Raw genomic sequence first — 14,096 nt, forward strand, 5'->3', positions numbered from 1 at the left:
CTCGGTCGTGACCTGATCGCATCGGTGCAGTCATCGGCGGAGGCGGTTGATCACTCGGTCGAGGCCGGTCGGCGGCGGACGCCGGAACGGCGCGGCCAGTTGCGTCCGGGCCGTACGGCCGCGCAGCGTCACGGCGCTGCCGAGTCGCCAGTGCGCCGCCTCCGCCCGGTCGGCGCCGGACACGACCGTGCCCGACGCGAGCAGCCGGTCGGGCGTCGTCTTGGCGAGGTCGCTGAGGCGGGCGGCCTCGTTGACCGGGTCGCCGATCACCGTGTACTCGAGGCGCTGCTCCGCGCCGATGTGCCCGGCGACGACCTGGCCGGCCGACACGCCGATCCCGGCGATCAGCTCGGACAGCTCCGCCTGCAGCCGCCGGGTCAGCTCCCGTGCGGCGGCGAGCGCCTGCCCCGCCGGGTCGTCGAGCGGCTCGGGCGCGCCGAAAATGGCCAGGGCCGCGTCGCCCTGGAACTTGTTGATCAGGCCGCCGTGCCGCGAGACGACGTCGACGACGATCCCGAAGTACGCGTTGAGCAGGGCGACGACCTCGCCGGGCGGCCGGGTCGCGGCGAGAGTGGTCGAGCCCTTCAGGTCGACGAAGACGACCGCGGCCTCACAGGTCTCGCCGCCCAGGACGACCCCGTGTTCCAGGGCGTGACGGGCGACGTCCTCCCCGACGTGCCGGCCGAACAGGTCGCGCAGCCGCTCGTTCTCCCGCAGCCCCGTCGCCATGGTGTTGAACCCGGCCTGCAGCCGGCCGAGCTCGCTCGCGTCGTAGACCGGGACCGACGCCTGGAGGTCGCCGTGTTCGATCCGCGCCAGCCCCTCCCGTACGGAACGGACGGGATCGGCGATCGCCCGGGCGGCGATGTAGGTCACCTGGAATCCCACGTACAGGGCGACGCCGCCCAGCGCCAGGATGGTGACGGCCAGCTGGGTGAGGGACATGCCGTCGACGACCAGGGCCGCCACCGCGGCCGCGATGAGACCGAGGAGCGGCACCGCGCTGCCGAGCGCCCACGCGAGCATGGTCCGCGGCGTGATGCCGAACCAGTCGTCGTACGCCGCCGGGCCGGAGGCCATCACGACCGCCGCGATGGGCCGCAGCAGGCGCTCGGCGAGCAGGTAGACGATCGCGCAGGTGGTGATCCCGCCGAGCGCCGTGATCATGCTGACCTTCAGGGCGAGCAGCTCGGAGTACGACACGTCGATGACGGCCCAGCCGACGGCGCCCAGGCCCCACAGTGTGCCCTGCATCGCCATGAGCCGCAGCGGCCCGCGCAGCACGGCACGGCGCTCCTTGTCGCTCGGGTCGTGCTGGTGCCCGGCGAGGGTGTGCACCGGCCGGAACAGCCACATCCCCCACACCACGCCGATCGGCGCGCCGAGGCCGAGATAGGCGCAGAAGACGATCAGGTTGACCAGCCGGACGTGGGCGGGGTCGGCGATGCCCGGCGGATCCGGCATCACGAACGTCGAGAACATCAGGACGAACAGCGCGCCGGCGAGGTTCGCGCCGCCGACCGCGACGATGAGCAGCCACCGCGATCGGCGTACCAGCGCGGCGCGGGTGGCATCGGGCGGCCCGTCCAGCCAGCCGCGGAGGCCCTTCGTCGGCGTTCCGGCGGTCACCGCGTACCCCCTCCTGCCGCGCGTCCGTGGAGAACCAGTGTGACGGATCAGGGTGAATCGCCCGAACGGGCAGGTCAGGGAACCGTGCGCGACGGGGAGAGGACGAGGGCGGCGGTCTCACTCGCGTCGACCGGAGTGAGGGCCACGAGCCGCTGCCGGGAGTCCCCGGCCAGGTCGAAGTTCTCGTAACTGACCGTGAGCGTGCCGAGAGAGGGGTGCCGGAGGCTCTTGACGCCGTGCGTGCGCACGCCCACGTCGCCGCCGGCCCACAGCCGGCGGAAGACGTCACTGCCGGCGTGCAGCTCCCGGACGAGGGCCGACAGCTCCGCGTCGCCGGGGTGCCGGCCCGCGGCGACCCGGAGCTGCCCCACCGTCGTCGCCGCGACTTCGTCCCACTCGACGTAGAAATCCCGGCCCTCGGGGGTCAGGAACAGGAAACGGGCCAGGTTCACCCCGCCCGTCGGCGGCCCGGCGGCCGGCATGAAGATCCGCTCGGCGGCCGGGTTGAGCGCCAGCACGTCGAACCGGTCGTTGATGACCAGCGCGGGCACGCTCATGAGCCGCAGCAGCCGTCGCAGCTCCGGACGGACGGGTCCGGCCGGCGCCGCCTTCCCGGTTCGCCGGACGGGCCGGGCCAGGACGCGCAGGTGCTCCCGCTCCACCGGGTCCAGGCGGAGGACCTCGGCGAGGGCGTTCAGCACCTCGTCCGACGGCCGGGTGGCGCGGCCCTGCTCGAGCCGCTGGTAGTACTCCACGCTGATCCCGGCCAGCTGCGCCAGCTCCTCCCGGCGCAGTCCGGGAACGCGGCGCCGGGATCCACCGCGCAGCCCGGCGCTCTCCGGCGTCACACGGGCCCGGCGCGTCCGCAGGAACCGTCCCAGCTCCCGGTGATCCTCCATACCCGCCAGTATGCCCGCGCCCCGCCGGCTCGCCGCCGTCCTCCCGATCGGCTTCGCACCGCCCGCATGCTCACCGGCGTCCTCCCGGTCGGCTCCGCATCCGCCCGGTCCGTACGGTTTCGCGGGCCGCTCGGCCCGTTCGGTGCCTGCCGCCCGGCTCGTACGGCGAGGGTGGCCCTGCGGGTACCCGTAACAGCCGGGGCCTGGGTGGCACGGTCGCCGCACGGCAGGCTGCGGCACATCCCCAGCAGACGGAGAACGGAGATCACCTCATGTGTCACAGCGTCGACGCCCTGCCGCCCGCCGCTCCGGTCGTCACCGGAGACGTGGCCGAACACGAACGCCTGGAGCTCACGGCGGCGGATGGCAACCGGTTCCGCGCCTACCGCGCCGTGCCGGCCGTCCCGAACGGCCGGAACGTGCTCCTGCTGCCCGACTTCCGAGGCTTGCACCCCTTCTACGAGGCGCTGGCCCACCGCTTCGCCGAGGCGGGCTTTCACACGCTGGCCGTCGATCACTACGGGCGCAGCGCCGGCACGGGAGCCCGCGACGGCGACTTCGACGGGATGGCGCACCTGGCGCTGCTCGAGCCGGCCCACGTGGAGGCCGACGCCGCCGCGGCCGTCGCGGCGATCCGCGAGCGGGGGAGCGGCCCGGTGTTCAGCATCGGGTTCTGTCTCGGCGGCGCCTACTCCTGGCGGCTGGCCGCGGCCGGGCTCGGGCTGGCCGGGGCGGTCGGCTTCTACGGCCCGCCGCGCTTCTTCGGCGACGTGACGCCGCGTCTGTCGGCGCCGCTGCTCATGCTGCTCGCCGGGGACGACGTCGCCACGCCGCAGGAGGAGTTCGACGCGCTGACGGCGGGGTTCGACGCGGCCGGCAAGGAGTACGAGAGGCATGTCTACGACAAGGCCCCGCACTCCTTCTTCGACGCGTCCTACGCTGAGTGGCAGGAAGAGTGCACGGACGTCTGGCACCGAATCCTCGCCTTCACCAAGCGGCACGGCGTGGCGGGGATTTCGTGAGCCGGTCTGATCGACTTCGCCGGTCCGCACCGTACGGGCGCTGAACGTGGTGCGGGTACCGAGACTGCTGTCGTTCGAGATGCCCATCGGGGTGTTCGCGGATCGGTCGGATCCTGGGCACATCGACTGGCGGGACCTCGTGGTGGCTCTGCCGGTAGGCCCTCGACGCTCTGACGCGCCGACCTCGATCGAGTTTTCGAATAACCACCCCCACCAGCCGAAGAGACGCTCCGGGGCGTCGCGCGACGCCTACGCCGAGGACCGGTCCGCCGTCGGCTGGGACGAGGCGCTGCTGGTCGCCTGAGGACCATGCCGCGGGCTCTCCGTGACACGGTGGGGAGATGACTGTCATCGCGAGGATGGGACTGGGCCTGGCCGCTCTCGGGCGGCCGGCGTACATCAACCTCGGTCGCGACGGGGCGCTGCCCGCCGACCGGACCGTCGAGGCGATGCGGGAGGCCGCCTGGCGGGTGCTCGACGCGGCGTACGCGGCGGGGGTCCGCCGGGTCGACGCCGCCCGGTCGTACGGGCTCGCCGAGGAGTTCCTGGCCGGCTGGCTGGACGAGCGCGGGCACCGCGACGTCACCGTCTCCAGCAAGTGGGGGTACGCCTACGTCGGTGACTGGCGCATGGACGCGGACGTGCACGAGGTCAAGGAGCACTCCCTGCCGAGGTTCCGGGATCAGCTGGCGCAGACGCGGAGGCTGCTCGGCGACCGGCTGGCGGTCTATCAGGTCCACTCCCTGATGGCGGACGGTCCGCTGTTCGCCGACGCCGGGCTGTTGCGGGCCCTCGCCGGCCTGGCCGCCGAGGGCGTTCGCGTCGGCTTCTCCACGTCCGGGCCGGCCCAGGCCGAGACGGTACGGCGCGCGCTCGACGTGGAGGTGGACGGGCGGCCGTTGTTCACGGTGGTGCAGTCGACGTGGAACGTCCTGGAGCCCTCGGCGGGCGGCGCGCTCGCCGAGGCCCACGCGCGGGGCGCTCGGGTCCTGGTGAAGGAGGGTCTGGCCAACGGCCGGCTGGCGGTGGACCCGCCTCCGGCGGTGCGGAAGGTGGCGGAGCGGCACGGCGTGGGCCCGGACGCGGTGGCGCTGGCGGCCGTGCTCGCGCAGCCCTGGGCGGACACGGTGCTGAGCGGCGCGGCGAGCGTACGTCAGCTGACGTCCAATCTCGCGGCCACGACCGTCGTGCTGGGCGAGGAGGAGCTGGCCGAGCTGGGTGCGCTGGCGACGCCGCCGGGGGAGTACTGGGACCGCCGCGCCACCCTCCCGTGGAACTAATCCGGTAATCATCGAAACACTGCGCGAAATCCCCGTATATCGGCGAACATGACTTGACTCGATGATCGCTATCCGCGACAGTCGTGGCACTTGGAGCGATGATCACGTAGCGGGACGACGGGACGAAAGGCTCGGTGCATGGGCGGATCCGACATCAGAGGCGCGATCCTGGCGCTGATGGCGACCCTCATCTACTACCTGGGCTTCATCGTCTTCCGGGTCTCCGCGAACCGCATGCCCGAGCTCCGCGGCACCCGGCCGTTCAGCCTGATCCGGTACACCTACACCAACTGGCTGTGGCTGTCCGGCCTGGTGATCGTGCTGGCCGGCGTGACCACCCAGGTCAAGGCGCTGACGATGCTCCCGCTGAGCCTCGCCCAGCCGATCTTCGCCGCCAGCCTCATCTTCGTTCTCTTCTACGCCGGCGTCTTCTTCGGCGAGCGGCTCTCCGGCCGAGAGTGGGCGTGCGTCGGCCTGTTCGGCCTGGCGACCGTGATGGTCGGCGGGTCCAACGGCAGCCGCGAGGTGATGACCAGCTCGGTCGCGGGACCGGTGGTCCTGTTCGCCATCGTGATCCCGGGCATCCTGGTGGGCGTGGCGGTGCTGGTCGGCGGTGACATCCGCACGTTCGGCCGGCACGCCCGGCCCCTGGCCGGCATCGCGTACGGCATCGGGTGCGGCGTCAGCCTCGGCGTCTCCGAACTCGCGCTCAAGGGCGTGGCCGCCATCTACAACGCGCACGGGCTCGCGGCCGCGCTCTACGGCACGCCGTACCCGTACGTCGCGGTCGGGATGGCGGCGCTCGGCCTGGCCCAGCTGCAGATCGGCCTGCAGCGCTGCCGCATGTCGATCGTCGTGTCCGTGCTCACCGTGACCGCCAAAACCCAGCTGGTGATCCTTGGCACGGTCCTTTACAAGGAGCCGTGGCCGTCCGACCGGCTGCTGCTCGCGCTGCGGATCGGCGCGTTCGTCCTGGCCGGCGCGGCGCTGGTGCTGTTCCCCCGGCACGAGGCCGTGGAGGAGCGTTCCGGCGCCGCGCTGGCCTCACCCGCGCGCGAGCGCGCGTAGGTCGCGTCCGGCGGACACGCCCTAGAATCGCGCTCCCGCCAGCTCGCCGTGCGGGTCGAGGACGTACTTGTGGGCGGCGCCCCGGTCGAACTCCTCGTAGCCGTGCGGCGCCTGGTCCAGCGGGATGACGGTGGCGTTGACGTTGCGCGCGATCTGGACGCGGTCGTGCAGGATCGCCATCATCAGCTGCCGGTTGTAGCGCATGACCGGGCACTGCCCGGTCGTGAGGACGTGCGACTTGGCCCAGCCGAGACCGATGCGGATGCCGAGCGTGCCCTCCTTGGCCTTCTCGTCGGCGGCCCCCGGGTCGCCGGTGACGTACAGGCCCGGGATGCCGATCCGGCCGGCGGCACGGGTGGCGTCCATCAGGGAGTTCAGGACCGTGGCGGGCTGTTCGCTGGTCGAGCCCTCCGGTCCGTGGCCCCGCGCCTCGAAGCCCACGCAGTCGACCGCGGCGTCGACCTCGGGCCGGCCGAGGACGTGCTCGATCTCCTCGGCGACGTTGCCGTGGGCCGACAGGTCGACGATCTCGCAGCCGAAGCTGCTCGCCTGCGCGAGCCGGTCCTTGTTCATGTCACCGACGATCACGACGGCGGCGCCCAGGAGGAAGCACGACGTGGCGCAGGCCAGTCCCACGGGGCCGGCGCCCGCGACGTACACCGTCGATCCGGTGGTGACGCCCGCGGTGTACGCGCCGTGGTAGCCGGTGGGGAAGATGTCCGACAGCATGGCCAGGTCGAGCAGCTTGGCCATCACGGTGTCCCGGTCCGCCGGGATCTTCAGCAGGTTCCAGTCGGCGTACGGGACGACGACGTACCTGGCCTGGCCGCCGTGCCAGCCGCCCATGTCGACGTAGCCGTACGCCGCGCCGGCCCGGGCGGGGTTGACGTTCTCACAGACGCCGGTATGACCCTCCTTGCAGTTGCGGCAGCGGCCGCAGGCGATGTTGAACGGGACGCTGACGATGTCGCCCACCTTGATGAACTCGACGTCCTCACCGGTCTCGATCACCTCGCCGGTGATCTCGTGGCCGAGGGTGAGCCCGGCGGGAGCGGTGGTGCGTCCGCGCACCATGTGCTGGTCGGAGCCGCAGATGTTGGTGGCCAGCACCTTGAGGATGGCTCCGTGCTGGAGCCTCCGGTTGTTCTGTTCTTCCAGGACGAGCATCGGATACGGCAGGTCCTCGACCGATACCCTGCCGGGTTCGACGTAGACGACGCCTCGATTGGTATCCGCCACGACTGATCCCCCCAAGCGGATGTCCGCGCTTGGCGCCGGGGCGGCGGCAAGACACCGCCCCCCTGCGGCGCCTTGTGATCAAAGTCTACGCCTGTGGCGATTCGCGGTAAACGTCCAGGTAGAGCCGTGACCTGGGTTGATTCTTGACTTTCAGCGTCAAATGCCGTGATTGTCATCCGATGCACTTCGGCGTGCGTCTAAGGGGACAGAGACCCGCGCGGCACGCCCGCGCGACCGATCGATGAGGTGGAATGGCCGACAACGACGCTGACGACGTGACGCCGGAGAACGCGTCCCCGAAGGCGCCGGACTCCGACGGTCCGGCGGACGACACGCCGGCCGCGGGCGAGAGCGAAGAGCCGGGCGACGAGGCGAAGAGCGCCGAGAAGGCCGAAGGCTCGGACGGGGCGAATACTCCCGACGGAGCCGGCGAGCCCGACGCGACCGGCCGCGCGGACGCGACTGGCCGCCCAGACGTGACCGGCAGCCCGGGCGGGGCGAATACTCCCGACGGAGCCGACGAGTCCGACGCGACTGGCAGGCCGGACGCGACCGGCAGCCCGGACGGGGCCGGTGACTCCGGTGGTGAGGGCGTACCCGTACCCGTACCCGTACCCGTGCCCGCGCCCGGGTCCGGGCGCCGTCGCGGGCGGCGCGTCGTGCGCTGGGTCGCCGCCGGCGTCGCGGTGGCGCTCGTCCTGGCCGGCGGCACGGCCTTCGGGCTGTACGAGCAGCTGCAGGGCAACATCCACAAGGAGCACGTCGACCAGCAGCAACTGGGCACCAACCGCCCGCCGAAGCTGAACAAGTCGATGAACATCCTGCTGCTCGGCTCGGACTCCCGGGACGGGGAGAACCATGAGTACTGGTCGCCCGACATCAGCGGGGAGCGCTCGGACACGACGATCCTCCTGCACCTGTCGCCGAACCGGGACCGCGCGGTGGCGGTCAGCTTCCCCCGCGACTCGATGGTCCACGTCCCCGACTGCAAGAAGAAGCGCGGCGGGACGGTCCCCGCGTTCTTCGGGATGCTCAACGCCGCCTTCGCCTACGCCGGGGCGACCTGCACCTGGAAGATGATCGAGTCGGACACCGACATCCACATCGACCACTACGTGAAGATCGACTTCGCCGGGTTCAAACGGGTCGTCGACGCGCTCGGCGGGGTGGAGATCTGCGTGCCGCAGGCGGTCAACGACCCACGCGCGAACCTCTCCCTCAAGGCCGGCCGCCAGGTCGTCAAGGGCAATGACGCGCTGGGATACGTCCGCACGCGCTACGGGCTCGGCGACGGCTCCGACCTCGAGCGGATCCAGCGGCAGCAGAAGTTCATGGCCTCGGTGGTCAAGAAGGCCACGAGCCAGGACATGCTGACCGACCCGACCCGGGCGTACAAGTTCCTGAACGCCGCCACCAAGTCGATCGCCACCGACGACGAGTTCAGCGTGTCCGCGATGAGGAAGCTCGCCACGAGCCTCAGGGGCATCAGCGCGGGCACCGTGCGGTTCGTCACCGTGCCGACGCAGACCTACCCCAAGGACCCCAACCGCGTGCAGTGGGACATGGCCCAGGCCGGTCCGCTGTTCGAGGCGATCCGCAAGGACGACGGCCTGCCCGCGCCGAAGCCGGAGCCGTCCAAGCCGGCGGCGCCGAAGCCGCAGGAGGTCAAGGTCACCGCGGTCAACGCGCCGAAGAAGGCCGTGAAGGACCTGAAGGCCCAGGGGTTCCAGGTGACGGCGGCGAAGGGCCCGGCCCAGCCGCAGACCAGGATCCTGTACGGGCCTGGGGCGGAGCGCTTCGCCGACGCTCTCGCGGTCGCCGTCCCGGGCGTCGTCATCGCCGCCGACAACACCGTCGCGCCGGGCACCGTCTCCCTGGCGGTCGGCCCGGAGGGCGTCCAGGTGAAGAACCCGGACATCCCCAAGGTCAACGGCGAGATCAACGCGGCCCAGAACCCCTGCAAGTGAGCAGCGCGATCAAGCCCTGTCCGTGAGCACGGCCTCATTGGGCCGGGGACCGGAGCGGACGCCCGCCCACAGTCCCCGGCCCAGCGAGCGGGCCAGGTCCGCCCGGTCCGCCGAGCCCGCGAGCGTACGGGCCCAGCGGCGCGCCGTCGCGCCGGCGTAGAGCAGGCGTTCACCGGGGCCGAGGCAGCGGCTGCGGGTGAACAGCCACACCTTGTTGCGGACCTCGTAGAAGAACCGCCGGCCCGGGTCGAAGTCGGGGGAGGCCGTCTTGTGCACGGCGACGCTGTCCGCGCACAGCAGGCCGGTGCGCCCGCGCAGCAGCCGCAGCGTGAACTCGAAGTCGTCGTTCCACAGGAAGTAATCGGCGATGGGCAGCCCCCGCTCCCGTACGGCGTCGGCGTCGACCAGCACCGACACGAACGACGCGGACCGGATGCGGGCGCACCCGGGGACGGCCGACGGCCTGGACCGGGGGGTGTTCATCGGGTGGTCGCGGCCGTCGGTCCACACGACGCGGCTCGCGACCAGCGCCGGCGGCCGCCCGGCGCCGTCCCGTCCGCGGTCGCGCGCCGCCAGCAGGGCGGCCAGCGCGCCGGGCTCGGGCACGGTGTCGTCGTCCAGCAGCCAGAGCGCGTCCGCGCCGAGTTCCAGGGCGCGGGCGATGCCCGCGGCGAATCCGCCGGCGCCGCCGGTGTTGCGGGAGAGCTCCAGCAGGCGGACGGCGGGGAAGCGCTCGCGGACCAGCCGCGCGGTGCCGTCGGTGGAGGCGTTGTCGACGACCACGACCGTGTCCGGCGGCCTGGTCTGGCCGTCGAGGGCGGTCAGCGCCTCGGTCAGCAGATCCCGCCGGTCGTATGTGACAACCACGGCGGCGATTTGGGCGTCTTTCAGCTGACACCTCACGTATCGCCGAGTTAGTGGGAGTAAGACGCGCGGATGAAGTTCGCAAAGGCAGCATAAGATGCATTCCGCCCCGCCGGCCTCATCCCCTCCGTACCGGGGGGTGGTGGGGCGAAGCCACGGGGGTGGCGAACAGGACGGACGCATGGCCGAACCCTTCGCGTTGCTCCTCACCGTCTACGGCGGGGACCGGGCGGACCACGTGCGAGAGGCGTTCCGCAGCGCCGTCGACGGCCAGACGCGCCGCCCCGACCAGGTGATCCTCGTCCAGGACGGGCCGGTCTCGGCCGAGCTCGCCGACCGCCTGGCCGAACTCACGAAGGAGAGCCCGGTCCCCGTGACGTTCCTGCCGCTGGAGCACAACGGCGGCCTGGGCCTGGCCCTCGACGCGGGGCTGGCGGCCAGCCGGTACGACGTCGTCGCCCGCATGGACGCCGACGACATCGCGATGCCGAACCGGTTCGCGGTCCAGCTGCCGGTGATCGAGCGGGGTGCCGACCTGGTCGGCGCGGGAATGCTGGAGTTCGGGACGGCCCGGGACGACATCGTGGGGAGCCGGACGCCGGTCTCCGACCCGGACCACATCGCCCGGTACGCGCGGCTGCACGACCCGTTCAACCACCCGACGATCGTCTACCGGCGCACCGCCGTCCTGGCCGCGGGCGGCTACGGCGACATGCCGCTCATGGAGGACTACTGGCTGTTCGCCCGCATGATCGCCAGCGGGGCCACGGTCGTCAACCTTCCCGAGCCGCTCGTGTACTACCGCGTCGGCGAGGGCGCCTATGAACGCCGCGGCGGCCTGGTGCTGCTGCGCGCGGAACTGCGCCTGCAGCGCGAACTGCTGCGCAGCGGCTTCACCACCCCCGCGCAGTACCTGCGCAACGTGAGCGTCCGCGGCGGGTACCGCCTGACGCCCGCCTGGATCCGCCGGCCCCTGTATCGGCGCTTCGTCGCCCCGCGCGGCGAACAGCGGCCGTCCGCGGGGGAGCGGACGTCGCCCGTGGAGGAGACGAGTGAACGCTGACCTGGTCGTCGCGGGCGCCGGGCTGTTCGGGCTGACCGTCGCCGAGCGCTGCGCCCGCGACCTCGGCCTGCGGGTCCTGATCGTCGAGCGCCGCGACCACATCGGCGGGAACGCCTACAGTGAGACTGAGCCGGCCACCGGCATCGAGGTCCACCGGTACGGCGCGCACCTCTTCCACACCTCCAACGAGCGTGTCTGGGAGTACGTCAACCGGTTCACCGCCTTCACCGACTACCGGCACCGGGTCTTCACGATCTTCAAGGGCCGCGTCTACCCGATGCCGATCAACCTGGGCACGATCTGCGAGTACTTCGGCCGGGCCATGTCCCCGGACGAGGCCCGCGCCCTGGTCGCCGGGCAGGCCGCCGAGATCACCGACCCGGCGAACCTCGAGGAGAAGGCGATCTCCCTCATCGGGCGGCCGCTGTACGAGGCGTTCATCCGGGGCTACACCGCCAAGCAGTGGCAGACCGACCCCCGCGAACTGCCCGCGGAGATCATCACCCGGCTGCCGGTCCGCTACACCTTCGACAACCGCTACTTCGCCGACCGGTACGAGGGCCTGCCCATAGACGGCTACACGGCCTGGCTGGAGCGCATGGCCGACCACCCGAGGATCGAGGTCCGGCTCGGCACGGACTTCTTCGACCTCGACGCCGCCGGCAACGTCCCGGTCGTCTACACCGGCCCCCTCGACCGCTACTTCGGCCACCGCGAGGGCGAACTCGGCTGGCGCACCCTCGACTTCGAGCGGGAGGTCCTGCCGACCGGCGACTTCCAGGGCACCCCGGTGATGAACTACGCCGACGAGGACGTCCCGTACACGCGCATCCACGAATTCCGGCATTTCCACCCCGAACGGGACTACCCGGGTGACAAAACCGTGATCATGCGTGAGTACTCTCGCTTCGCCGGACCCGGCGACGAGCCGTACTACCCGATCGACACGCCCGCCGACCGCGCGCGGCTGAACCGGTACCGCGAACTGGCCCGCGCGGAGAAGGGCGTGCTGTTCGGCGGCCGCCTCGGCACGTACAAGTACCTGGACATGCACATGGCCATCGCCTCCGCGCTGACCATGTACGACAACCGGCTTCGGCCGCACTTCACCGGAGGCACGGAATGAGGGTGCTGCAGCGCGTCGTGCTGCCCGTCCAACGCGATCCGGACGTGGTCGGGCTGTACGTCGACGCACCGGTCGTGTGGGGCCGGGGCAGGACCGAGGCGGACGGCCCCGCCACACGACGGTCCACGACGCGGACCGGGACCGAGGTCAGGATCACCGGGCGGCGCGGCGTGGTCGTGCCCGCCGGCCGGCGCGTGTCCTTCTGCACCTATTTCAACGCCTTCCCGGCGAGCTACTGGCGGCGCTGGAGCGTCGTCGACCGCATCACGCTGCGGCTGCGGCTGCGCGGCGACGCCATCGTCAGCGTCCACCGATCCACCGGCAAGGGCCTCACCCAGCGCGTCACCCAGCTCGACGTGGACACCCGCACCACCGTCGTCCGCGAGGTCGACCTGCCGCTGGAGCCGTTCATCGACGGCGGCTGGTACTGGTTCGACGTCGTCGGCGGCGATCGCGACGCCGTGCTGGACGGCGCGGACTGGTGCGCCGACGTCGACCGGCCGCAAGGCAGCGCCAGCATCGGCATCACGACGTTCAACCGGCCGAACTTCTGCGTCGAGCAACTCACCGCGATGGGCGAGGCGAGCGACGTGCTCGAGGTCGTGGACGAGATCTACGTCGTGGACCAGGGCACGAACCGGGTCGAGGACCACCCGGACTTCCCGGCCGCCGCGAAGGCGCTGGGCGACCGGCTCCGCCTCATCGACCAGGGCAACATCGGCGGCTCCGGTGGGTTCTCCCGGGCGATGAGCGAGACCCTCGACGCCGGGCGCAGCGACTACGTGCTGCTCCTCGACGACGACGTGACCGTCGAACCCGAGGGCATCCTGCGCGCGGTGACCTTCGCCGACCTCGCCCGGACCCCGACCATCGTCGGCGGCCACATGCTGGACATCTTCCACCGGTCGGTGCTGCACGTCTTCGGGGAGACGATCGCCCGGTACCGCTGGTGGATGACCCCCGCCGCGCACACCTTCCTGGGACACGACCTGGCCGAGCACCCGCTGCGCCGCACGCCGTGGCTGCACCGGAGGGTCGACGTCGACTACAACGCCTGGTGGATGTGCCTCATCCCCGTCGACGTCGTCCGCAAGGTCGGGCTGTCGCTGCCGTTCTTCATCAAGTGGGACGACATCGAATACGGCATCCGCGCCCAGAAGGCGGGGTTCCCCACGGTGTCGCTCCCGGGGGCGGCGGTCTGGCACGTGCCGTGGCATTCCAAGGACGACACGCTCGACTGGCAGGCCTACTTCACCGAGCGGAACCGCGTCATCACCGCGCTCATGTACTCGCCCTACAAGCGCGGCGGCAACATGCTCAAGGAGAGCCTGTTCATCACGACCAAGCACGCGCTGGCGATGCAGTACTCCACCGTCGAGCTGATGCTCCGCGCGCTTGAGGACGTGCTGCTCGGCCCCGAGCACCTGCACGAGTCGATGACGACGAAGCTGGCCGAGCTCCGGGCCCTGCGCGCCGAGTTCCCCGACGCGCTGGCCAAGCCGGACATCGACGAGTTCCCGACCGTCAAGCGGCGCAGGCCGCCCAAGCGCGGACGCGAGCCGGTCGCTCCGGAAGGGCGGAAGGCGATGGTCAAGACCGCCCTCAGCGGCGTGCTCCGGCACGTCCGGCCGGTCGACTCCTTCCCCCAGAGGCATCCCGAGGTCACCGTGCCGCACGTCGACCAGACCTGGTGGCTGCTGTCGCGATTCGACAGCGCACTGGTGACCTCGGCCGACGGCACCAAGGCCGCCTGGTACCAGCGGGACCCGGCGCGGTTCCGCGCGCTGCTCCAGCGCGCCACGGCGCTGCACGCACGTCTCGCGTACGAGTGGCCGGAGCTGAGCCGCCGCTACCGCGCGGCCATCCCCGAGCTCGTCTCGCCCGAGCGCTGGCGCGAGACGTTCGAGGCGGCCGAGGGGGAGCGATGACGGCACCGTTC

The 14,096-nt window shown here is 71.6% G+C and carries 12 protein-coding genes; 8 read left to right on the forward strand and 4 right to left on the reverse strand.

What is annotated here, in order from left to right:
- Nucleotides 1–30: 30 nt before the first annotated feature.
- Both ACQP2O_RS21445 and ACQP2O_RS21450 read right to left on the reverse strand, forming a co-directional pair.
- Nucleotides 31–1,629 carry an adenylate/guanylate cyclase domain-containing protein gene (locus ACQP2O_RS21445; RefSeq protein ID WP_433187875.1) on the reverse strand — a complete coding sequence of 533 codons (1,599 nt, stop codon included), beginning with the start codon at nt 1,627–1,629 and terminating at the stop codon, nt 31–33.
- A 74-nt stretch (nt 1,630–1,703) separates the two neighbouring features.
- Nucleotides 1,704–2,528 (reverse strand): helix-turn-helix transcriptional regulator, encoded by an 825-nt coding sequence (locus ACQP2O_RS21450; protein WP_433187878.1) that lies wholly within the window; start codon nt 2,526–2,528, stop codon nt 1,704–1,706.
- A gap of 272 nt (nt 2,529–2,800) precedes the next feature.
- Between ACQP2O_RS21450 and ACQP2O_RS21455 the strand changes: the two genes are divergently transcribed.
- The 4 genes from ACQP2O_RS21455 to ACQP2O_RS21470 all read left to right on the forward strand — a co-directional run bounded on the left by ACQP2O_RS21455 (nt 2,801) and on the right by ACQP2O_RS21470 (nt 5,898).
- Nucleotides 2,801–3,550, forward strand: coding sequence for a dienelactone hydrolase family protein (locus tag ACQP2O_RS21455; RefSeq protein ID WP_433187881.1), 750 nt, complete (start codon nt 2,801–2,803; stop codon nt 3,548–3,550).
- Nucleotides 3,551–3,596: 46 nt separating this feature from the next.
- Nucleotides 3,597–3,854 carry a hypothetical protein gene (locus tag ACQP2O_RS21460; RefSeq protein WP_433187884.1) on the forward strand — a complete coding sequence of 86 codons (258 nt, stop codon included), beginning with the start codon at nt 3,597–3,599 and terminating at the stop codon, nt 3,852–3,854.
- Nucleotides 3,855–3,891: 37 nt separating this feature from the next.
- Nucleotides 3,892–4,830 carry an aldo/keto reductase gene (locus ACQP2O_RS21465; RefSeq protein ID WP_433187887.1) on the forward strand — a complete coding sequence of 313 codons (939 nt, stop codon included), beginning with the start codon at nt 3,892–3,894 and terminating at the stop codon, nt 4,828–4,830.
- 138 nt (nt 4,831–4,968) lie between these two features.
- A complete protein-coding gene (locus ACQP2O_RS21470) occupies nt 4,969–5,898 on the forward strand; it encodes a hypothetical protein (protein WP_433187890.1) in 930 nt (309 codons plus the stop codon).
- 21 nt (nt 5,899–5,919) lie between these two features.
- Here the strand turns inward: ACQP2O_RS21470 and fdhA are convergent, their stop codons facing one another.
- Nucleotides 5,920–7,137: a formaldehyde dehydrogenase, glutathione-independent gene (fdhA, locus tag ACQP2O_RS21475; RefSeq protein ID WP_433187893.1), complete on the reverse strand. Its 1,218-nt coding sequence runs from the start codon at nt 7,135–7,137 to the stop codon at nt 5,920–5,922.
- 251 nt (nt 7,138–7,388) lie between these two features.
- Between fdhA and ACQP2O_RS21480 the strand changes: the two genes are divergently transcribed.
- Complete coding sequence (locus ACQP2O_RS21480; RefSeq protein WP_433187896.1) at nt 7,389–9,104, forward strand: LCP family protein; 1,716 nt, start codon at nt 7,389–7,391, stop codon at nt 9,102–9,104.
- A gap of 9 nt (nt 9,105–9,113) precedes the next feature.
- Here the strand turns inward: ACQP2O_RS21480 and ACQP2O_RS21485 are convergent, their stop codons facing one another.
- Nucleotides 9,114–9,971, reverse strand: a complete 858-nt coding sequence (locus ACQP2O_RS21485) for a glycosyltransferase (RefSeq protein WP_433187898.1) — start codon at nt 9,969–9,971, stop codon at nt 9,114–9,116.
- A gap of 178 nt (nt 9,972–10,149) precedes the next feature.
- On the opposite strand from ACQP2O_RS21485, the gene ACQP2O_RS21490 reads away from it, so the two are divergent.
- The 3 genes from ACQP2O_RS21490 to ACQP2O_RS21500 are packed head-to-tail and all read left to right on the forward strand — an operon-like array spanning nt 10,150 to nt 14,085.
- On the forward strand, nt 10,150–11,031 hold the full coding sequence (locus tag ACQP2O_RS21490; protein WP_433187900.1) for a glycosyltransferase: 882 nt from the start codon (nt 10,150–10,152) through the stop codon (nt 11,029–11,031).
- Complete coding sequence (glf, locus tag ACQP2O_RS21495; protein ID WP_433187903.1) at nt 11,021–12,157, forward strand: UDP-galactopyranose mutase; 1,137 nt, start codon at nt 11,021–11,023, stop codon at nt 12,155–12,157. Before ACQP2O_RS21490 ends, glf begins: the two co-directional genes overlap by 11 nt.
- Complete coding sequence (locus tag ACQP2O_RS21500; RefSeq protein ID WP_433187906.1) at nt 12,154–14,085, forward strand: glycosyltransferase; 1,932 nt, start codon at nt 12,154–12,156, stop codon at nt 14,083–14,085. Before glf ends, ACQP2O_RS21500 begins: the two co-directional genes overlap by 4 nt.
- The last annotated feature ends 11 nt before the right edge of the window (nt 14,086–14,096 follow it).

Origin of the sequence: Actinoallomurus sp. CA-150999 (genome assembly GCF_050942425.1) — a bacterium.
In the GTDB taxonomy this organism is placed as follows: domain Bacteria; phylum Actinomycetota; class Actinomycetes; order Streptosporangiales; family Streptosporangiaceae; genus Actinoallomurus.